We start from the raw sequence: 20,631 nt of genomic DNA on the forward strand, positions 1-20,631 counted from the left end.
CTCAGCTGTCGAGCAGCGCCCGGATCGCGGCGAAGCCGTGGTCGGCGCGTTCGCGCTTGCGGGCGGCGTCGGCCACCGGATCGGCGCCGTCGCGCTGCACTTCAGCGGCGGGCAGTTCTTCGAAGAACCGGCTCGGCGTGAGCCGCAGCTTCTGGCCCCAGCGCTGGGTCTCGCGCGGATGGCTCAGCCACAACTGCTCCTTGGCGCGGGTGATGCCCACGTAGAGCAGGCGCCGCTCTTCGTCGATGCGACCCTCGTCGATGCTCGATTCGTGCGGCAGCGTGTTGTCGTCCATGCCGATGATGAAGACGTAGCGGAACTCCAGTCCCTTGGCCGCGTGCATGCTCATCAACCGCACCTGGTTGCCCGGATCGCCCTTGTCGGCGTGGCTCAGCAGCGCGAGTTGCGACGCCAGTTCGCCGGGGCCGGCGCCGCGCGCGCCTTCGAACCAGTCGGCCAGTTCGTTGAGGTTGCCGGAGCGGATCCGGAACAGGTCGTCGGTCTTGCACTGGGCCTTGAGCATCGCGATCAGCCCGGAGCGCTCGTTGAGTTCGCGCACCAGTTCGCCCGCCGGCAAGCGCCGCGCATCCTCGCGCAGCCCGCGCAGGATGTCGCCGAACTCACTGAGTGCGTTGGCCGCGCGCGGCGGCAGCTGCTTGAGTAGGCCCATCGATTCGATCGCCCGCGACATCGGCATGTCGGCCGCGCGCGCCAGTTCCGACAGCCGCGCCAGCGATGCCTGGCCGACGCCGCGCGCCGGTGACTGCACCGCGCGCAGGAAGGCCGAATCGTCGTCGGGATTGGCCAGCATGCGCAGCCACGACATCGCGTCCTTGACCTCGCCGCGATCGAGGAACGCCGTGCCGCCGCTGAGGTGATACGGCACGCGCAGCAGCTGCAGCGCTTTTTCCAGCGGGCGCGAGAGATGGTTGCTGCGGAACAGGATGCAGAACTCGCTCCACTCCACCTGGCGCGAGGACTGCAGGAACTGGATCTCGCCGGCCACCTTCTCGGCCTCGTGCGCGCTGTCGCGGCACTCCCAGATGCGGATGCGCTCGCCATCGGCCTGCGCGCTCCACAGCGTCTTGGGATGCTCGTGCGGATTGTTGGCGATGAGCGCGTTCGCTGCGCGCAACACGCGATTGCTGCAGCGGTAGTTCTGTTCGAGCTTGACGATGCGCAAGTCCGGATAGTCCTCGCCCAGCGCCGTCAGGTTCTCCGGATTCGCACCGCGCCAGGCGTAAATGCTCTGGTCGTCGTCACCCACGCAGGTGAAGTTGCCCTTCGGGCCGGCAATCGCCTTGAGCAGGCGGTACTGCGCGTCGTTGGTGTCCTGGCACTCGTCGACGAGCAGATAGCCGATCCGCTCGCGCCACGCGTCGCGCGCGTCATCGTCGGATTCGAGCAACTGCACCGGCAGACGGATCAGATCGTCGAAGTCGACCGCGTTGAAGGCGGTCAACCGCTCCTGGTAGCGCGCATACAGCGCGGCCGCCTCGAACTCGCGCGCGCTGATCGCGACGTTGTGCGCCTGCTCCGGCGACAGGCCGGCATTCTTCGCTTTCGACACCAGGCCCTGCAGCAACTGGATCATGTCCGGCTTGACGCCCGGCAGCAGATCCTTGATCTGCGAGGCGCTGTCGTCGGCGTCGAAGATCGAGAACCCGCGCCGCAGCCCGAGCTTCGCGTGGTCGAACTGCAGCATCTTCAGGCCGAGCGCATGGAAGGTGCAGATCGTCAGCCCGTCCGCCGCATCGCCGCGTATCCGCTTGGCGATGCGCTCGCGCATCTCCTTGGCCGACTTGTTGGTGAACGTGATCGCCGCGATCCGCTTCGCCGGGTAACGGCCCGACTGGATCAGATGCGCGATCTTCTCGACGATCACGCGCGTCTTGCCGCTGCCCGCACCGGCGAGCACCAGCAGCGGACCTTCGATGTGCCCGAGGGCCGCAGCTTGTTGGGGGTTGAGACCGTGCATCGGGACCACTGGATTCAGCGATGCGCATTGTAGCGGGCCGCCCTGTACGCCCGTCGCCACGCCGGCCCGTGCCATCGGTTGGGGAGACCGCGCGGCGCGCGGCACGTAGGCTGTGGCAGAAATGCACTCTTTACGGAGCAACACCATGCGATGGATCCGCAAAACGACGACTACGGCTTTAACGGCGCTTGCGCTCGCGGTTGCGGCGCTGCCCGGCAGTGCCTCGGCGCAGGAAGTGCCGGATGCCGCCGAGCAACAGATCCTGGATTCAGCAGGATTTCTCGCCGCGCATCCCGACCTCGAAAATCGCGGTCGCGGCTGGGCCGCCTACAACCGCGGCGAGCATGCGGAGGCGATGACGTATTTCCGCCGGGGCGCCCGTTACGCCGACAAGCCGTCCCAGGGCATGGTGGCCGAGATGATCTGGAAGGGCGAAGGTGCACCTCGCGATCCCGCGCTCGCTTACGCGTGGATGGATCTCGCGGCGGAGCGGGGCTACGAGGGATTCACCATCCTCCGGGAACGCTATTGGCAGGCGCTCGACGCCGCCCAGCGCGAAGAGGCGATCGAGAAAGGGCAGGCGGTCTATGCCGAATTCGGCGACGCCGTCGCACAACCGAGAATTGCTGCAGTGCTCCGCCGCGCGCGCAGACAGATGACCGGCAGCCGTGTCGGTATGAGCGGAAATCTGCGGATCGAGATTGCGGGACCTGGCGGCATTTCGCAGAGCATCGATGGCAGCAAGTATTACGCGGAGAAATTCTGGGAGCCGGAGGCCTATCAGGCCTGGCACGACGCGGTCTGGAAGAAGCCTCTGGTAGGCCGTGTAGACGTGGGCGATGTAGAGCCGGTGCGCGCACCGACTGACCGGAACGACGACAAGGAACGTTGATCCAGCAACGATCGGCGCACGCTGCCTGCGCAGCGGGGCTGATCGCAAAGTGCGTCCGCCGTAGAATCCGCCCATGGCCAAGCTGTACTTCTACTACTCGGCGATGAACGCCGGAAAGACCACCACGCTGCTGCAGAGCGCGCACAACTATCGCGAGCGCGGCATGCGGGTCGCGTTGTTGACGCCGCGGCTCGACCACCGCGCCGGCGTAGGGCGGGTGGCGTCGCGGATCGGGCTGTCGGCCGATGCGATTGCCTTCGATCGCAACGATGATCTGCTCGAGCGCATCCGCGCGCTGGTCGATGGCGATGGCAGCCTGCATTGCGTGCTGATCGACGAGGCCCAGTTCCTGTCGCAGGCGCAGGTCTGGCAGCTGTCGGAAGTCGTCGACGCGCTGCGGATTCCGGTGCTGTGCTACGGCCTGCGCACCGACTTCCGCGGCGAACTGTTCGAGGGTAGCCAGCATCTGCTGGCCTGGGCCGACGAGCTGACCGAGATCAAGACGATCTGCCACACCGGCAAGAAGGCGACGATGACCGTGCGCGTCGACGAGCAGGGGTATGCCGTGCAGGACGGCCCGCAGGTCGAGATCGGCGGCAACGAGCGCTACGTGTCGGTGAGCCGGGCGGAGTTCAAGCGCATCGTGCGTGGCGAGGGGCGGATCGAGCCGGTGCAGCCACCGCTGCCGCTGGTCTGATCCGGGCGCGCGTCAGCGACGCGCGAGCAACGCGCCGCAGCGTTTACGGGCGGCCTCGATGTCGCGACTGATCGCGCCGCCTTCCGGCTGCGCGGCGCGGACCTGGGTGGCGAGCACCGCGAGGTCGTTGCGGGCACTCGTGGCGCCCGGCGCAGCGCAGCGCAGGGCTGCGGCATGGGCACGCGCGATCCAGGCGATCTTGCGCAGTTCGCTGTCATCGGGCGGCGTGCGTGCGAGGCGGTCCAGTCCGGCCAGTGCCTCGACATTGCCGGCGTCCGCGGCGACGCGATCGCGCGACAGCGCCGCGCGCAATGCGTTGGGATGCTGCGCGCCGTAGGCTTCGGCGGTGATCGTGGCCGCGTCTTCGAGATGACGGGTACCGGCGCCCGGTTCGAGTGCCGCTTCCACTTCCCCGAGCATCCGCAGCGTGTCGCCGACCAGCCCGTGCCGCGCGCCGAAACGCGCCTGGCGCAGCGCGAGGGATTCAAGCAGCAGCGGTTGCGCATCGGCATCCCGGCCGACGGCGTGCAGCACCATCGCATGGTTGAACAGGCCGTCGGCGAGCATCGCGTTGGGGCTGGTCTGGCGCCAGATGTCGACCGTGCGCGCCAGCGACGCCAGCGCCGCGTCGTCGTCGCCGCGCTCCCAGGCCACGATGCCGAGGCTGTTGTGGATGCGGGCGACATCGGCATGGCGCGCGCCGAGCCGCGCGACGGTCCAGACCAGTGCATCGCGGAATTCCGCTTCGGCTTCGGCGAAGCGGCCCTGATCGACGTGCAGGGCCGCCAGCTGGCGACGCGCATCGAGCGTGGACGGATGGCGCGCGCCGTGCAGATCGAGCGCGAGCGACAGCGCCTCGCGGCAGCTCTCTTCGGCCGGCCGCGTACGGCCATCCGCGCGCAGCAATGCACAGCGCGTGCGCAGCAGCTCGACCGCGAGCGGGTGTCGCGGATCGAGACGTTGGCGCAGGCGTGCGAGGGCCGCATCGGTGCCGGCCAGCGCCTCGGTGATCTCGCCGGCGGCGCTGTGCAGCGAAGCGAGATCGGCGAGGCTTTCGATCGTGCCGGCTTCATCCGGCACCGCGCTGTCGCGACGCAGTGCCAGCGCGCGTCGGAACAGCAGACGCGCGCTGTCGGGCTCGCCGATGTCGCGCCGGCCGCGCCCCAGCTGCGTGTACAGCTCGGCGGCCTGCCGCGGCAGCAGCTGTTCGCGCTGCAGGGCCAGCGCCTGCAGCGGCTGCATCGATGCGATCGCGTCGCGCGGCCGACCGAGCAGCCGTAGCGTGCGGCCATGGTCGCTGGCCGATTGCAGGCGCAGACTCGGCGGCGCATCGTCCATGCCGCCGACCACGGCCGACTGGCGTTCCAGCAGTGCCAACGCCTGATCGTAATCGCCGAGCCCGAGCCGCAACCGTGCGATGACGCCATAGAGTTCGGCGCGCGCAACCGGCTGGTGCGCGAGTTCCGCATCGCCGCGTTGTACGCCCGCTTCGAGCAGCTGGCGGATGTCGAGTGGCGCGCCGCCGGCCGCGGCGCCCGCCTGTTCGAACAGGCCGACGACGAAATCCTGCATCGCCTGCGCGCGCGCCGATTCCTCGATCGCCTGGTTGGCCTGCCACGTCACCGCCACCATCGAAGCGACGAGCGAGAGCGCCACCAGCGCCGCACTCGACACTGCCCAGCGATGCCGGCGCAGATACTTGCCCACGCGATACGACAGCCGTTGCGGGCGCGCGAGGATCGGCTTGCCGTCGCTCCAGCGCCGCAGGTCGAGCGCGAAGGCCTCGACCGACGCGTAACGATCGGCAGGTTCTTTCTCGAGCGCGCGCAGCACGATGGTGTCGAGGTCGCCAGCGATCGTGCGGGCCATGCGCTTGCGCTGCGTCGGCTCCACGCCATCGTCGATGCCGCGCAGCAGCGTCTGCGATGGTCGGGGCGGATCGGCATCGAGAATCGCCTGTTCCCACTGCGCATCGCTGGTGCGCACGGGTTGATAGGGTTTGCGCCCCGACAGCAGTTCGTAGAGCACGACGCCCAGCGAATACACATCGGTCATCGTCGTCACCGGCTCGCCACGGATCTGTTCGGGCGCGGCGTAGTGCAGCGTGAAAGCGCGCATGCCGGTGCGCGTGTGTTCCGGCGCCTGACCGGACGTGTCGAGCAGTTTGGCGATGCCGAAATCCAGCAGCCGCACATCGTCGAGCGCAGTGACGAGAATGTTCGAAGGTTTGAGGTCGCGGTGCACGATCAGGTTCGTGTGCGCGTGGCTGACTGCATCGCAGACCTGCAGGAACAGACGGATGCGGTCCGCGACACTCGGCTGGTGTCGCTTGCACCAATCGGTGACCGGCTCGCCATCGATGTAGTCCAGCGCGAGATACGGTTGCTGGTCGGTGCTGATGCCGGCATCGAGCAGGCGCGCGATGTGCGGATGTTCCAGCCGCGCGAGGATCTGCCGCTCGCGGGTGAAGCGCAGGCGCAGGTCGGGATCGGCCAGTCCCGGTCGCAGCAGTTTCAGCGCGACGCGACGTTCGTACAGGCCGTCGGCACGCCGCGCGAGCCACACCTGACCCATCCCGCCTTCGCCGAGCAGACGTTCGAGTTCGTAGGGGCCGATGTGTCGGCCGGGCAGCATGCCCGATAGCGCGGCGACGATCGGTTCGGCAAGGAAATCCTCGCGTTCGGCGTCCAGCGTGAGCAGGGCTTCAAGTTCGGCGGCGAAGTCGGGATCGTCCAGGCGTAATGTTGCCAGCGCAGACGCGCGCGCGTCGTCATCGAGTTCAAGCAACGCATCGAGGGCCGGGGACAGCCGCTGCCAGCGCGCGCTGTCCATGCGCGGCGCTCAGTCTTCCCGCAACGACGCCAGCAGGTACATCCGCGCCTTCTGCCAGTCGCGGCGGATGCTGCGTTCGGACCGTTCCAGCAGCGCGGCGATTTCCAGCTCCGACAGCCCGGCGAAATACCGCAGCTCCACCACCTGGGCGAGACGCTTGTCGACCGCAGCCAGACGGGTCAGTGCGATGTCCAGCGCCAGTGTGTCCTCGTCGAGGCGCAGGCCGCTTTCGATGTTCTCCGGCAGCTCGGTGACGCGATGCAGATCGCCGCCGCGCTTCTGTGCCAGCCGCTGCCGCGCGTAGTCGACGACGACACTGCGCATCGCCGACGCGGCGTAGGCGAAGAAATGCGCACGGTCGTCGAAACGCGCTTCGTGGCGGCCGATCAGTTTGAGGTAGGCCTCGTGCACCAGGGCGGTCGCATCGAGCGTGTGCCCGTGCTGGCCGGCGAGCTGGCGCCGGGCCATCTGGTGCAGTTCCTGGTAGAGCGTGGCGAGCACGCGATCGAGCGCGTCGCGATCTCCGCCGCGCGCGGCATCCAGCCACTGGGTGATCTCGGCAACCTGACCTTCGCTCATGCCCAGCCCTCGTTCCGCGCCGCGACTATAGCGCTTATCCAGCCGCGGCGCGGCGGGCTTTCAGCGCTGGCAGCGCGGGCACCAGACGGTCGCGCGCTGGCCCACCAGCGCCTGCCGGAGCGGGGTGCCGCAGGCCGGGCAGGGCAGGCCGCCGCGCCCGTAGGCGGAGAGTTCCTGTTCGAAGTAGCCGGGTGCGCCGTCGGGGCTGATGAAGTCGCGCAGCGTGGTGCCGCCGCGGTTGATCGCGTACGCCAGGATCCGCTTCACTTCCGCGGCCAGCCGCGCATAGCGTTCGCGCGAGATGCGCCCCGCATCGCGCAGCGGCGAGATGCCGGCGGCGAACAGAGCCTCGGCCGCGTAGATGTTGCCGACGCCGACGACGATGCGCTGGTCCATCAGGAAGGTTTTCACCGGCGCGCGGCGGCCGCGGCTGGCGAAGAACAGATGGTCGCCGTCGAACACGTCGTCGAGCGGTTCCGGCCCGAGATCGCGCAGAAGATCGTGCGTTTCGCCGGGCGCCTGCCACAACAGGCAGCCGAACCGGCGCGGATCGTTGAAGCGCAACACCTGTCCGGAATCGAGCGTCATGTCGACGTGGTCGTGCGTGCGCACCGGGACGTCCGGATCCAGCACGCGCAGACTGCCCGACATGCCCAGATGCAGCAGTGCGCTGCCGGCATCGGTATCAAGCAGCAGATATTTCGCGCGCCGGCGGATCGCCTCGACGCGCTGGCCGGGCAGCACCGTCGAGACCTCGCCGGCGATCGGCCAGCGCAGGTCCGGCCGGCGCAGCACGACGCTGCGGATGGTGCGGCCGAGCACGTGCGGCGCCAGGCCGGCGCGGGTGGTTTCGACTTCGGGCAGTTCGGGCATACGTTCTAGATCGGGCGTGGCCGCGCGGATTCAATCCACGCGGCTGAACGCGAGACGGACCGATCAGCCCGTCCAGCCGGGCAGGCGCTTCGCAACCGCAGGCGCATCGATCGTCACGTACTTCGGCAGCCCGTCGCGGCCATACGGCGGCGGCGCTTCGCCCCGGATCAGCGGCTCGAGATAGCGTCGTGCGGCCGCGGTGATGCCGAAGCCGTCGCGGCGGATGAAACCGGGCGGCATGATCTTCTCGTGGTTGGCCACCTTCTCGAGAGGCGCGGCCTCGATCGTCCAGCGGTAGGGCGCATCGGACGTGCGCTTGATCGACGGCATCGTCGCGTTACGGCCGGCGAGCGCGAACTGCACCGCCGCACGCCCGACCGCCATCGCCTGGTCGACATCGGTCTTCGACGCGACGTGCCGCGCCGAGCGCTGCAGGTAATCGGGCAGCGTCCAGTGCACCTTGTAGCCCAGCGTGTCCTTGACTCGACCGGCGAGATGCGAGGCCACGCCGCCGAGCTGGGTGTGGCCGAACGCGTCCTGGCCGCCGCCGGCATCGGCGACGAATCGACCGTCCTTGTCGCGGATGCCTTCGCTGGCGACGACGACGCACCAGCCCACGCGTTCGACGAGCCGTTGCACCTGGGCGAGGAAGGCGGCCTCGTCGTAGTCGCGTTCCGGGAACAGGATGATTTGCGGTGCGTCGTCGGGACGCTGCCCGGCCAAGCCCGCGGCCGCGGCCAGCCAGCCGGCGTGCCGGCCCATGGCCTCGTAGACGAACACCTTGGTCGAGGTATCGGCCATCGCGGCGACGTCGAGCGCGGCTTCGCGTACCGACACCGCGGTGTATTTCGCCGCGGAACCGAAGCCCGGGCAGCAGTCGGTGACGGCGAGATCGTTGTCGATCGTCTTCGGCACGCCGATGCAGATCAGCGGGTAGTCGAACTGCGCGGCGAGCTGCGAGACCTTGAGCGCGGTGTCGGCCGAATCGTTGCCGCCGTTGTAGAGGAACCAGCGCACGTCGTGCGCGCGCAGCACCTCGATCAGGCGTTCGTACTTCGCGCGGTCGGCCTCGATCGACTTGAGCTTGTAGCGGCACGAGCCGAATGCGCCGCCCGGCGTGTGCGCGAGCGCGCGGACCGTGGCCAGCGGAATCTTCGATGCATCGACCAGATCCTCGCGCAGCGCGCCGAGGATGCCGTTACGCGCCGCGAGCACCTTGACCCGCCGGCTGCGCGCTTCCTGCAGCACTGCCGAGGCGGTCGCGTTGATGACGGCGGTGACACCGCCGGACTGGGCGTAGAGCAGGGTTCCGGACGTCATTGCACGTGTCCTTTCGATGGGCCGTGGCGGGATACGGTAAGCTGGCGCGGCCGTCCGCCGCCGTGTCGTTCGAGTGTACGTCGGAGCGGTGGCGCGGTCCCCCACAGTTGCAGGAGCGTTCGATGCGTTTGGTTCTTCTCGGTGCGCCCGGTTCGGGCAAGGGCACGCAGGCGGCGCGGTTGAAGGACCATCTGCAGGTGCCGCACATCTCCACCGGTGATCTGCTGCGCGCCGAAGTGGCCGCCGGCACGCCGCTCGGCCTCGAAGCCAAGGCGATCATGGCGCGTGGCGATCTGGTCTCCGACGAAATCCTGCTCGGCATGCTGGAAGACCGGTTCTCCCGCGAAGACACGCAAGCCGGTTTCATCCTCGACGGCTATCCTCGCAACCTCGCCCAGGCGGCCGCACTCGATGCGCTGCTGGTGAAGCTGGGCACGCCGTTCGATGCCGCCGTGCAGCTGGAAGTGGACAACGAGCAGATCATCGCGCGCCTCGCCGGCCGCGCGCAGGCCGAGGGCCGCGCCGACGACAGCCCCGAATCCGTGCGTCACCGCCTCAACGTCTACGACCAGCAGACCGCGCCGGTGATCGCGTTCTATCGCGAGCACGACCAGCTGACCGTCGTCGACGGCGTGGGCTCGCTCGACGAGGTGTTCGACCGCATCGTCAAGGCGATCGGTCGGGAGCAGGCGGCGGCCTGATCGTCGCGCAGCGGCGGCATGGCCCAGGCGTGTCCTGCGAGCGTGCCGATCGCGTCCCTCACCCCATCCCCTCTCCCCGAGGGAGAGGGGTAAAGATGTTAGGCATACATGACTTCGTCGCACGTCTTCTGATCGTCCAGGACCCGGCTTCGTGAAACTTCATATCTTGGGCATCGCCGGCACCTTCATGGGCGGTGTCGCCGCGCTCGCGCGCGAACTGGGCCACACGGTCGAAGGCAGCGACCAGGCGGTGTATCCGCCGATGTCGACCCAGCTCGAGACGCTGGGCATCACCCTGCACCAGGGCTACGACCCGGCGCACATCGGCGCCGACGTCGATCAGATCGTGGTCGGCAACGCGCTCTCGCGCGGCAATCCCGCGGTGGAAGCGGTGCTTGATGCCGGACGTGCGTACACCTCCGGCGCCGAGTGGCTGCGCGACAACGTGCTGCCCGGCCGCGAAGTGCTCGCCGTTGCCGGCACCCACGGCAAGACCACGACGACGACGATCCTGTCGTATCTGCTCGAAGCCGCCGGCCGCGCGCCGGGTTTCCTGATTGGTGGCGTGGCCGAGGACTTCGGCGTGTCGGCACGCATCGGCAGCGGACGCGAGTTCGTTGTGGAGGCAGACGAGTACGACACCGCCTTCTTCGACAAGCGCAGCAAGTTCGTCCACTACCGGCCGACGGTGGCGATCCTCAACAACCTCGAGTTCGACCACGCCGACATCTTTCCCGATGTCGCCGCGATCCAGCGCCAGTTCCACCATCTGGTGCGCACTGTACCGGCGCGCGGACGTTTGATCGTCAATGGCCACGACGCGCGTCTGACCGAAGTGCTGGCGATGGGCTGCTGGACGCCGGTCGAGCGCTTCGGTTTCGATGCTGCGTTCGAATGGTGCGCGGTGAAGCGCAGCGACGACGGCAGCGTGTTCGAAGTCCTGCGCGGTGGCGTGTCGGTCGGCACGGTCGAGTGGCCGCTGCTCGGCGACCACAACGTGCTCAACGCACTCGCCGCGCTCGCGGCCTGCGCGGCGGTCGGCGTCGACATCGCGGCACTGTTGCCGGCGCTCGCGGCGTTCCGCAGCGTCAAGCGGCGGATGGAAGTGCTGGGCACCGCGGGCGACATCACCGTCTACGACGACTTCGCCCATCACCCGACCGCCATCGCGACCACGCTCGCCGGACTGCGGGCGAGAGTCGGTGATGCGCGCATCCTCGTGGCGATGGAGCCGCGCAGCAATTCGATGCGTCTGGGCGCACACGCCGATGCGCTGGCGCCGTCACTCGATCTCGCCGATGTGGTCGTGTTCCTGCATCGCCCGGAACTGGCTTGGGATGCCGGCGCGGTCGTGTCCGCCGTGCGCGGCGACGCGCGCGCCGTGGCCGATGTCGATGCGCTGCTGGCCGATCTCGCCACGCGCGTGCGGCCTGGCGACCATGTGGTCTTCATGTCCAACGGCGGCTTCGACGGCGCGCCGCGCCGCTTCGCACAGCGTCTGCGCGACTGAGGTTTCGCATCGGCCTGCGTACACTGGGCGCATGCAAGACGACACCTCACTGCCGCTGTTCCCGCTACGCACCGTGCTGGTGCCCGGCGCCGCGCTGGGCCTGCGCGTGTTCGAGCCGCGCTATCTCGATCTCGTCCGCGAATGCGGACGCCGCGGCAGTGGATTCGGCATCTGCCTGATCCTCGACGGCGACGAAGCCGGCGCGCCGGCGACGCCGGCCGGGGTCGGCACCGAGGCGCGCATCGAGGATTTCGACACCGGGCCTGATGGCCTGCTGACGCTGCGCGTGCGCGGCGCGCGCCGATTCCACGTGCGCCGCACGCGGGTGCGCGACAGCGGCCTGATCATCGCCGATGTCGACTGGTGCGCCGCCGATCCTTCGATCGATCTGCAGCCCGAACATGCGCTGCTCGGCGTGGTGCTGCGCAAGATCCTCGAACACATCGACGGCGCCGACCAGGCATTCCCGGAACCGCATTTCGACGATGCGGCCTGGGTCGGCTGGCGACTCGCGGAACTGCTGCCGCTCGAGCAGCCGCATCGCCAGCAGCTGCTGCAGCTGGACGATCCGGACGAGCGGCTGGAAACCCTGTTACGGCTGGTCGACGTCGTCGACGACGAGTGATCCATTAGTGGTGCGTACGCGCAGCGTCGGCACGCCGGACTGCGGGTGCACGTCCTCGCGCGACGCGAAGGCTTCGAGCACGTCCCGCAGGCCGCGGTGCACGCCATGAGCATCGGGCTGCGGCTGCCACAGGCCGAAGGCACTGAACGGCCGCGTGTAGAGCATCGACTGGCTGGTGCCGATCCACAGCTCGGTGCCGTCGTCGAGCACCGCCGGCGCGCGCCACAGACGCAGCACTTCGACCCGGTCCGCGTCGCTGTCGCGGCGCATCAGCAGCGTTTCCGCGAGCGTGTCCAGCGTCGCCGGCAGCACAGGCTGCTCGGCCTGCGGCACGCTGTCGTCGAGCAGATTGATCACCCGCATCCAGTCGGCCTGCGGCTGCACACGCCAGCCCTTGGCTTCGAGCTGCGTCTGCAGCGGCGCCAGCGGGCCGGCGATCTGCAGATCCAGCGGCCAGCGATGCGCGGGATCGCGCTCGCGCAGCTGACCCGGCAACCGCGCCCACTCCGACGCCCACCAGTCCCGCGCCGACAGCGTGACCGTCGAGGGCTTGGGCGCGAACTTCGCGAGCAGCGGATCCACCGCGCGCGGCGCATGCCACAGCGCGGCCACGGCGAAGGTGATGTAGAAGATCAGCGCGACCGGACGCATCCAGAACGAGCGCTCGACGTGGCGCCGGTAGGCGATGCCCAGCACCAGCAGCCAGACGATGCCCAGCAGCATGCCGCCGACGATGTCGCTGAGCCAGTGCGCGCCGAGATACAGACGCGCGAAGCCGAGCACCGCCACGACCACGCCCGACACCAGATACGGCCACACGCGCGTGCGCCCGGGCAATTCGCGTGCGATCAGCACGGCGAAGAAGCCGAACACGATCGTGCACATCGTGATCTCGACCGCGGGAAAACCGAAGCCGCCGTGCACGGTAGGCGGCTTGGGCATGTCGATCACCGCGCCCAGCAACGCGGTCAGCGCCATGCCGAATGCCAGTGCGGCCAGCCAGTGCGCGGCGCCCAGCCAGCGGCGGCGCCAGATCAGCCACGCGAGCGTCAACGCGACCGCGGGGCCGAGCACGTGCACATCGCCGATCGACGCGAGTCCCGCCATCAGGCGGTCGGCCAGCGGATTGCGCAGTTCGTACATGAACTGGAACACGGTCTGGTCGATCAGCAACGGCTCGCCGCGCATGATCACCGTCGCCAGCAGGGCGAAGCAGGCCCAGCCGATCGCCAGCAGGCAGACCGCGAGAATCGCCAGCGATGCCGATTCGGGACGCTTGGGATCGACCAGCGCGATCGCGTAACGACCGAGCCGGGGATGCGCGCGCGACCACGCCAGCAGACGCGCCAGCAGCGAATTGGCGTGCGCATCGAACCAGCGGTAGCTGTAGATGACGATCGCCCAGGCCAGCGCCAGTACCACCAGCAGCGCACCGAGGACCAGCGCCAGACGGTCGGCGACCGCGGCCACCGCGTCGTAGGACGCACCGAACAGCCAGCCCGGCGCGAGGAACAGCGCACCCCACGACAGACAGGCCGCGAAGCTGATCGGCAGGTACTGGCGCATCGGCATGTGCGCGATGCCGGCGATGGCCGGCACGAACGGGCGGATCGGCCCGACGTAGCGCGCGACCAGGATGCTCTTGATCGCATTGCGCCGGAACACGAGTTCGCTGCGGTCGAGCAGCTGCGGATACTTGCTGAAGGGCCACACGGTGCGCAGGCCATGGCCCCAGCGGCGGCCGATCCAGTAACTCAAGCCGTCGCCGGCCATCGCGCCGAGCGCGGCGCAGGCCACCGCGTAGGGGCCGGAGATTTCGCCCAGACCGATCAGCACGCCGATCGCGAACAGGATCGGCAGGGCCGGGACGATCGCGCCGAGGATGATCACCGAATCGCAGAACGCGATGAGGAAGATCACGAAGCCGGCCGCGACCGGGTGGTTGCCCACCCACGTCACCAGGCTGTTGAAGAAGTCAGTGAGCATCCGGCCATTATGACAGCGGTGGATGACCGTCCCCGGACCACGATCGGACCGTGGCCCTTGTGCGGGAACCGCATTGCATCGATATGCAGCGCCGGATCGCGAAACCGCACGCGCATGCGGATCGCTAAATGGATTGCGCTGCGCACCCGCGCCGAAGCGACCGGCCGGAACCCGCGCCCGGCGGCGCTCCGTACAATGGCGCGATGTCCGCACACGATGCCAGGGCCGCCAAGGCCACCGAAGCGAAAGCGCTGAAGTCCGACAGCTTCGGCCGCATCTCCTTGATGCGCGGCGCCGACGGCGGCCTGTTCGTGCGCCGCGACCTGCGCCACGTGCCGCTGTGGCTGCGCCTGCCGGCGTGGTGGCTGGCCCGTCGCGAAGCGCGCGGGCTGGCGGCGGTGGCCGGCATGCAGGACGTGCCGCAGCTGCTCGCCTGGACCGGGCGACAGCTCGATCGCAGTTACATGTCGGGCGATGCGATGTACCAGCGCCCGCCGCATGGCGATCTGATCTATTTCCGCCGCGCGCGTCGCCTGCTGCAGGGCCTGCATCGCCGCGGCCTCGCCCACAACGATCTCGCGAAAGAGGCCAATTGGCTGGTGCTCGACGACGGACGCCCGGCGATCATCGATTTCCAGCTGGCGGTGCGCGGCGATCCGCGCTCGCGCTGGATGCGTCTGCTGGCACGTGAGGACCTGCGCCATCTGCTCAAGCACAAGCGCATGTATTGCCGCGCGTCGCTGACGCCGGTCGAGAAGCGCGTGCTCAAGCGCACCTCATGGCTGCGCGATGTCTGGTTCCGCACCGGCAAGCCGGTCTACCGCGTGGTGACGCGGAAGATCCTCAAGTGGGAAGACAATGAAGGGCAGGGGCCGAAGCCCTGAGAACCTGTTCAATGTCCTGCTGCGCTTGTCAGCTGGCGCGCGTGCGGTGCTCGGAATGCTCACGTACCACACGTACGCTGCGCTTCCTGCGCTCCACCACGCGCCATCTGGCGGCGCTCGCGACGGACCTTGAACAGGTTCTACGCCTCAGTCGGCCTCGCGCAGGGCGATGACGCTGCGGCCCTCGTAGCGGCGATCGGCGTCGAAGTCGTAGCCCAGTTCGAGCGTGCCGACGTCTTCGCAGGCGTGGCAGGTGCGCATCGGCACATCGAAGCGCAGGCGCACGCCGCCGTCGGGCAGCGTTTCGCTGCCGACTGCCTGCGCCGGCGCGAACGGCATCGCATCGGGATGCGCATCGAGAAACGGCTTGAGTTCGCCGCGCAGACGCACCGCGCCCGCAGGCAGCACGTTCTCGTCGACATCCACCGAACGCCCGTCCGCATCGACCAGCCACAGACCCAGGTTGGTGTTCGCGCGGAACGGATAGGTGATCTCGGCGTGCCCCACGCCTTCGACCTCGCGCCAGGCACTGACATGGCCCGGATTGTCGAGTGCGATCAGCCGCGTGCTGGCTGCGAGTGCTTCAGGAGACGCGCCTGCGGTGCGCATCGTCGACAGCAGGCACGCATCGACCGCCGCGGTGCCCGTGCGACAGGTCGCGAGATCGCCTTGCCAGACCGATTTCGCGCTGACGACGAGATCGCCGTCGGCTGCAGCGGCGAGGTCGTCGGCCGCCGCGGCCTGCGGCGGCGCTTCGGTCGGCGCCGGCGTCTGCGTCTCCGCTGCAGGGGCCAACGCTGCGGGCGCAGTGGCCGGCGGCGCGGCATCGCACGCGGTCAGGGTCAGGGCGAACAACGCGAGGGCGGCAACATGGCGCATCGGCGGATCCTGCGGCGGGAAAGGCGTCAGTATCGCGCCGCTTGCTGAACGTGTCGGAGACCCCGCGCGCATAATGGCGACGACTCCATCGCAGGACAGGCCCGCCGCATGTCGACCCTCGCCGGCAAGACCCTTTTCATCACCGGCGCCTCGCGCGGCATCGGCCTGGCGATCGCAGAGCGCGCTGCGCGCGATGGCGCGAACGTCGCGATTGCCGCGAAGTCCGAGGTCGCCAATCCCAAGCTGCCCGGCACCATCCACAGCGCCGCGCGCAGCGTCGAGGCCGCCGGTGGACGCGCGCTGGCTCTCCGATGCGACATTCGCGAAGAAGACCAGGTGCGCGCCGCGGTCGCGGCGACTGTCGACGCCTTCGGCGGCATCGATATCCTCGTCAACAACGCCAGTGCGATCTGGTTGCGCGGCACGCTGGACACGCCGATGAAGCGGTTCGACCTGATGCAGGAGGTCAACGCGCGCGGCAGTTTCCTGTGCGCGCAGGCCTGCCTGCCGCATCTATTGAAGGCGCCGAACCCGCACATCCTGACCCTGTGCCCGCCGCCCTCGCTCGACCCCAAATGGTGGGCGCCGCACACCGGTTACACGCTGGCGAAGATGGGCATGAGCTTCGTCACGCTGGGGCTCGCGGCCGAATTCGGGCCGCAGGGCGTCGCGGTCAATGCACTGTGGCCACGCACGTTGATCGGCACCGATGCGTTGAAAATGATTCCCGGCGTCGAACGCGGCAACGGCCGCAACCCGACGATCATGGGCGACGCTGCGCACGCGGTCCTCGTCCGCGACGCCGCCGGTTTCCACGGCCGCTTCCTGATCGACGACGAAGTCCTCGCCGAAGCCGGCATCACCGACCTCGACGCCTACGCCATCGATCCCGCGCAGCCGCTGTTGCCGGATCTGTTTCTCGACTGAGCGTGGCGCTGCTTTCTTACGCCTGCTACCGCGCGGTTGAGCCGCTCGGGGTGTTTTCGGAGAAGCAACGCTGCACCTCTCCCTTCGGGAGAGGTCGACGCGTGAAGCGCGTCGGGTGAGGGCTGGGGATCCATCACATAGCGTCTAGAGAACAGCATCTGTTCCGCCTGGCATCTTCTGCCGTCGTCCGCGGATCGTTCGGCGTCGCACGAGACCACCCCGCTACAATCGGCGCCCCACGTCCCATCGAAGCCGCCGACCATGTCCTCCGCCGCCGATCTCATCGCCCTCGCCCAGCGCCACGTGCTGCCCGTTTACCGGCCACGCGAGCTCGTGCTCGAGCGCGGCGATGGCGCGCGCGTCTGGGACAGCGAGGGCCGCGAGTACGTCGACCTGTCGGCCGGCATCGCCGTCTGCGGCCTCGGCCACAACGATCCTGATCTCGTTGCCGCACTGGTCGAACAGGCCGGCAAGCTGTGGCACACCAGCAACGTGTTCTACAGCGAACCGCCGCTGCGGCTGGCGGCCGAGCTGGTCGACGCCAGCGGCTTCGCCACGCGCACCTTCCTGTGCAATTCGGGCGCTGAAGCGAACGAGGCTGCGATCAAGCTCGTGCGCAAGTGGGCCACCGCGCAGGGCCGCAGCCCGGACCGCCGCGTCATCGTGACCGCACGCGGCAGCTTCCACGGCCGCACGGTGGCCGCGGTCACCGCGACCGCGCAGCCCAAGTACCAGGCCGGCTACGAGCCGCTGCCGGGTGGCTTTCGCTATGTCGATTTCAACGACATCGCCCAGCTCGAAGCCGCGATGGTCGATGGCGACGTCGCCGCGGTGATGCTCGAACCCGTGCAGGGCGAAGGCGGCGTCATGCCCGCCGCCGACGGATACCTCGCGGCAGTGCGCGCGCTGTGCGATCGCTTTGATGCGCTGCTGGTGCTCGACGAAATCCAGTGCGGCATGGGCCGCACCGGCACACTGTTCGCGCATCCCCAGGACGGCGTCGTCCCCGACATCGTCACGCTGGCCAAGGCGCTCGGCGGCGGCTTCCCGATCGGTGCGTTGCTGGCCGGCCCGAAGGTCGCCGAGGCGATGCAGTTCGGCGATCACGGCACCACCTTCGGCGGCAACCCGCTCGCCGCCGCGGTCGCGCGCGTCGCGCTGCGCAAGCTGGCATCGCCGGAAATCGCTGCCAACGTGATGCGCCAGTCACGCGCGCTGCGTGACGGCCTCGCCGCGCTCGATGCCGAGTTCGGCCTGTTCTCCGAAGTCCGCGGCCGCGGCCTGATGCTCGGCGCCGTGCTGCGTCCCGAGCATGCCGGCAAGGTTGCGACGATCCTCGACCACGCCGCGCGCCACGGCCTGCTGATGCTGCAGGCCGGTCCCGACGTGCTGCGGTTCGTACCGGCGTTGAACATCACCGATGCCGACATCGCCGACGGCCTGACGCGGTTGCGTGCGGCGATCGTCGATGCCGTCGACGCCGGCTGAGACCACCGCTGACAGCTGCGCGTTCTGCGCGATCCTCGCGGGCAAACTGCCCGCGAGTCTCGTCCACGAAGACGATCAGGTGATCGCCTTCATGGACCTGCGCCAGGCGGTGCCCGGGCACGTGCTCGTGGTGCCGCGCCGGCACGTCGAAACGCTGTTCGACCTGGATGAAGACACCGCCGCGCAGCTGATGCGCATCGCGGTCCGCATCGCACGCGCGGCCGACGCGGTCTTTGCACCCGACGGTCTCAACCTGTGGCAGTCGAACCGCGAGGCCGGCGGGCAGGAAGTACCGCACGTGCATCTGCACGTTCAACCGCGGATCTCAGGCGACGGCTCGCTGCGGATCTATCCGGGACCGCAACCGCCTGCGCCGACCGGACGGGAGACGCTCGATGCCTGGGCCGGACGCTTGCGCGATGCATTGCAGGCGTCCCGGGCCGGAGGCAGTTCCGGCGATTGATCGCGCAGTCGACCTGATCCGTCTCAGCGCGCCGCGTCGTCGGGCGGCGAGAGTGCGAGGTGGACCACGGTCGCGATGCCGTCGCTCTCGAAACGCAGCGCGATCCGGTGCCGCGCGCACAGGCGGCGGACGATCGCGAGGCCCAGTCCGACACCTGCGCTGGCTTCGCCTTTGACGAACGGCTGGAACGCCGCGTCGCCCGGCCACGCGCCCACATTGGCGATGCGCAGACAGCCCGCATCGATATCGATGACGACCTCGCCGGCGCCGCCATGGATGAAGGCGTTGCCGACGAGATTCGAGAGCACGATGTGCAGCACTGTCGCCGGCAACCGGGCCTGTGTCGCGTCCGGCACGTCGACACGGATCGACACATCGCGCCCGTCCAGCAACGGCGCCTGATCGACGATCACGCGTTCCAGCACCGGCAGCAACGCGATGTCGGTCGCGGTCTCTGTGCCGTCCTCGCGCGCCAGGGCCAGCAATGCCGCAACCGTGCGTTCGAGTTGCTGCGCCGACTGGCGGACGTGTTCGAGCTGCCGCTGGGCGTCGAGGCCCAGATCGGTCCGGGCGCCGAGCCGTTCGCAGGCGCTAAGGATCACCGCCAGCGGTGTGCGCAGTTCGTGGCTGGCATCGCGGGTGAACTCGCGTTCGCGCACCACAAATGCATCGACGCGCCCGATCAGGCGTTCGAGTCCGCGCGCGAGCGTGCCCACTTCGTTGTCCGGAAACCCATCCGCGAATCCGGCCGGCAGCTGCGTGGGTGTCGCATCGTCGACCAGGGCTGCGAGGCGTGACAGCGGCGCGGTCATGCGCCGCGCCAGCCACGCGCCGAGCAGCAGGGCCAGCAGCGTCACCGCCAGTCCCGACCAGCCCAGCCACTGCGCGATGCCGCCGCGCATCGGCCGCACCACGAGTTGCTGGCTGACTTCCGCCAGCAACCACGCCGGCGCTGCGGCGCCCGCCGGCTCCAGCGGTTGCAGGTGGTAGTGGCGACCGGCCTCGCCGGGGAACTCGCGACGCCACGGCGACTCGGCCAGGCGCGCGCCGAGCGCATCTGGGAATGTGGCGGGATCGACATGCAAGGCCACAAACCGCAGCGCCGGCGCCGTCCAGGCGCCAGTCTCGGCATGGTGTGCCAGCTGCGCCGCAGCCTCGTCTTCGAGCAGGCCCTGAAAGACCGCGTCCTCCACCAGATAGACGAACAGCACCACATAGAACCCGTAGAGCAGGGCGACCAGCAGGGCGAAGCCCGAGAAGGCCAGCATCAACCGGTCGCGCAGACGATGGCGCCGGGACGCCGCGCTCATGTGTCAGCCTCGAGTCGGAAGCCGACGCCGTGCACGGTCTTGAGCATCGGCGTGTCGGCCGGCCCGTCCAGCGCACGTCGCAACAGGTAGAGATGCGTGCGCAGCGGGCCGGATTCCGGCGGTGACGCGCCCCAGACGCGCTCGATCAGTTCGCTGCGGGTCAAGGTGCGCGGCCACGCCTCCGCCAGTGCAAGCAGCAGGCGCTGCGCGGTCTGCTGCAGATCCAGCGGGCGGCCCGCGCGCTGGGCCAGGCCACTGCGGCGGTCGATGCTGAGACTGCCGATGCGCAGCACGTGCGTCGTGCCGGCACGGTGCCGCTGCGACAGTGCCAAACACCGCGCCAGCAGTTCGGCCGCCGCGAACGGTTTGACCAGATAGTCGTCGGCGCCGCTGCGGAAGCCGAGCAGCTTGTCGTCCAGCGCGTCGCGGGCGGTCAGCATCAATACCGGCACATGGCGATCCGCCTGCGCGCGTAGGCGTTCGCACACACGCAGGCCGTCCAGTCCCGGCAGGCCCAGATCCAGCACCAGCACATCGGGCGGCTCCGACAGGGCGGCCTGCAGCCCGCTGAGACCGTCAGCGGCGAAGTCAGCGTGGATGCCGTGTTCGACGAACATCGCGTCGAGATTGGCGCGCAGCACCGGGTTGTCCTCGATCACCAGAATGCGTGGGGCGGGCGTGTCCATC

18 protein-coding genes are annotated in these 20,631 nt (G+C 69.0%); 9 read left to right on the top strand and 9 right to left on the bottom strand.

Features of this window, described 5'->3' with window-relative positions; translation table 11 throughout:
- Position 1 precedes the first annotated feature (1 nt).
- The gene (locus tag LU699_RS10145) at positions 2-1,978 is read right to left on the bottom strand and encodes a UvrD-helicase domain-containing protein (protein WP_232138348.1); all 1,977 of its coding nucleotides are present in this window, start codon (positions 1,976-1,978) and stop codon (positions 2-4) included.
- Between the two features lie 145 nt (positions 1,979-2,123).
- Here LU699_RS10145 and LU699_RS10150 point away from each other — a divergent pair, with 145 nt between their 5' ends.
- Entirely contained in the window at positions 2,124-2,870 is a 747-nt protein-coding gene (locus tag LU699_RS10150) for an SEL1-like repeat protein (protein ID WP_232138347.1), read from the top strand.
- Between the two features lie 73 nt (positions 2,871-2,943).
- Positions 2,944-3,567 carry a thymidine kinase gene (locus tag LU699_RS10155; protein WP_232138345.1) on the top strand — a complete coding sequence of 208 codons (624 nt, stop codon included), beginning with the start codon at positions 2,944-2,946 and terminating at the stop codon, positions 3,565-3,567.
- 12 nt (positions 3,568-3,579) lie between these two features.
- Here LU699_RS10155 and LU699_RS10160 read toward each other — a convergent pair whose 3' ends face one another.
- The 4 genes from LU699_RS10160 to LU699_RS10175 form a co-directional block, all read right to left on the bottom strand.
- Entirely contained in the window at positions 3,580-6,399 is a 2,820-nt protein-coding gene (locus LU699_RS10160) for a serine/threonine-protein kinase (RefSeq protein WP_232138344.1), read from the bottom strand.
- Positions 6,400-6,408: 9 nt separating this feature from the next.
- Positions 6,409-6,978 carry an ECF-type sigma factor gene (locus tag LU699_RS10165; RefSeq protein WP_232138343.1) on the bottom strand — a complete coding sequence of 190 codons (570 nt, stop codon included), beginning with the start codon at positions 6,976-6,978 and terminating at the stop codon, positions 6,409-6,411.
- 60 nt (positions 6,979-7,038) lie between these two features.
- Positions 7,039-7,851, bottom strand: coding sequence for a bifunctional DNA-formamidopyrimidine glycosylase/DNA-(apurinic or apyrimidinic site) lyase (gene mutM / locus LU699_RS10170; protein WP_232138342.1), 813 nt, complete (start codon positions 7,849-7,851; stop codon positions 7,039-7,041).
- A gap of 63 nt (positions 7,852-7,914) precedes the next feature.
- Positions 7,915-9,171, bottom strand: coding sequence for a 6-phosphofructokinase (locus LU699_RS10175; RefSeq protein WP_232138341.1), 1,257 nt, complete (start codon positions 9,169-9,171; stop codon positions 7,915-7,917).
- A 122-nt stretch (positions 9,172-9,293) separates the two neighbouring features.
- Between LU699_RS10175 and LU699_RS10180 the strand changes: the two genes are divergently transcribed.
- The 3 genes from LU699_RS10180 (at position 9,294) to LU699_RS10190 (ending at position 12,007) form a co-directional block, all read left to right on the top strand.
- Positions 9,294-9,872, top strand: coding sequence for an adenylate kinase (locus LU699_RS10180; RefSeq protein WP_232138340.1), 579 nt, complete (start codon positions 9,294-9,296; stop codon positions 9,870-9,872).
- A 151-nt stretch (positions 9,873-10,023) separates the two neighbouring features.
- The gene (gene mpl / locus LU699_RS10185; RefSeq protein ID WP_269781263.1) at positions 10,024-11,382 is read left to right on the top strand and encodes a UDP-N-acetylmuramate:L-alanyl-gamma-D-glutamyl-meso-diaminopimelate ligase; all 1,359 of its coding nucleotides are present in this window, start codon (positions 10,024-10,026) and stop codon (positions 11,380-11,382) included.
- A gap of 31 nt (positions 11,383-11,413) precedes the next feature.
- Positions 11,414-12,007: an LON peptidase substrate-binding domain-containing protein gene (locus LU699_RS10190; protein ID WP_232138339.1), complete on the top strand. Its 594-nt coding sequence runs from the start codon at positions 11,414-11,416 to the stop codon at positions 12,005-12,007.
- Here LU699_RS10190 and LU699_RS10195 read toward each other — a convergent pair.
- Positions 11,975-13,993 carry a bifunctional DedA family/phosphatase PAP2 family protein gene (locus LU699_RS10195; protein WP_232138338.1) on the bottom strand — a complete coding sequence of 673 codons (2,019 nt, stop codon included), beginning with the start codon at positions 13,991-13,993 and terminating at the stop codon, positions 11,975-11,977. The genes LU699_RS10190 and LU699_RS10195 overlap by 33 nt on opposite strands.
- 203 nt (positions 13,994-14,196) lie before the next feature.
- On the opposite strand from LU699_RS10195, the gene LU699_RS10200 reads away from it, so the two are divergent.
- Complete coding sequence (locus LU699_RS10200) at positions 14,197-14,877, top strand: protein kinase family protein (protein ID WP_232138336.1); 681 nt, start codon at positions 14,197-14,199, stop codon at positions 14,875-14,877.
- 147 nt (positions 14,878-15,024) lie between these two features.
- Here the strand turns inward: LU699_RS10200 and LU699_RS10205 are convergent, their stop codons facing one another.
- Positions 15,025-15,756 (bottom strand): hypothetical protein, encoded by a 732-nt coding sequence (locus tag LU699_RS10205; protein WP_232138334.1) that lies wholly within the window; start codon positions 15,754-15,756, stop codon positions 15,025-15,027.
- 108 nt (positions 15,757-15,864) lie between these two features.
- Between LU699_RS10205 and LU699_RS10210 the strand changes: the two genes are divergently transcribed.
- The 3 genes from LU699_RS10210 to LU699_RS10220 all read left to right on the top strand — a co-directional run bounded on the left by LU699_RS10210 (position 15,865) and on the right by LU699_RS10220 (position 18,634).
- Positions 15,865-16,683 (top strand): SDR family oxidoreductase, encoded by an 819-nt coding sequence (locus tag LU699_RS10210; protein WP_232138332.1) that lies wholly within the window; start codon positions 15,865-15,867, stop codon positions 16,681-16,683.
- A gap of 261 nt (positions 16,684-16,944) precedes the next feature.
- Entirely contained in the window at positions 16,945-18,171 is a 1,227-nt protein-coding gene (locus LU699_RS10215; RefSeq protein WP_232580152.1) for an acetylornithine transaminase, read from the top strand.
- Positions 18,152-18,634: an HIT family protein gene (locus tag LU699_RS10220; RefSeq protein ID WP_232138328.1), complete on the top strand. Its 483-nt coding sequence runs from the start codon at positions 18,152-18,154 to the stop codon at positions 18,632-18,634. The genes LU699_RS10215 and LU699_RS10220 overlap by 20 nt, the downstream gene beginning before the upstream one ends.
- 23 nt (positions 18,635-18,657) lie before the next feature.
- Here the strand turns inward: LU699_RS10220 and LU699_RS10225 are convergent, their stop codons facing one another.
- Positions 18,658-19,944 (bottom strand): sensor histidine kinase, encoded by a 1,287-nt coding sequence (locus tag LU699_RS10225; RefSeq protein ID WP_232138327.1) that lies wholly within the window; start codon positions 19,942-19,944, stop codon positions 18,658-18,660.
- Positions 19,941-20,630 (bottom strand): response regulator transcription factor, encoded by a 690-nt coding sequence (locus tag LU699_RS10230; protein ID WP_232138326.1) that lies wholly within the window; start codon positions 20,628-20,630, stop codon positions 19,941-19,943. The genes LU699_RS10225 and LU699_RS10230 overlap by 4 nt, the downstream gene beginning before the upstream one ends.
- Position 20,631 lies beyond the last annotated feature (1 nt).

Origin of the sequence: Luteimonas fraxinea (assembly GCF_021233355.1) — a bacterium.
GTDB lineage: Bacteria > Pseudomonadota > Gammaproteobacteria > Xanthomonadales > Xanthomonadaceae > Luteimonas > Luteimonas fraxinea.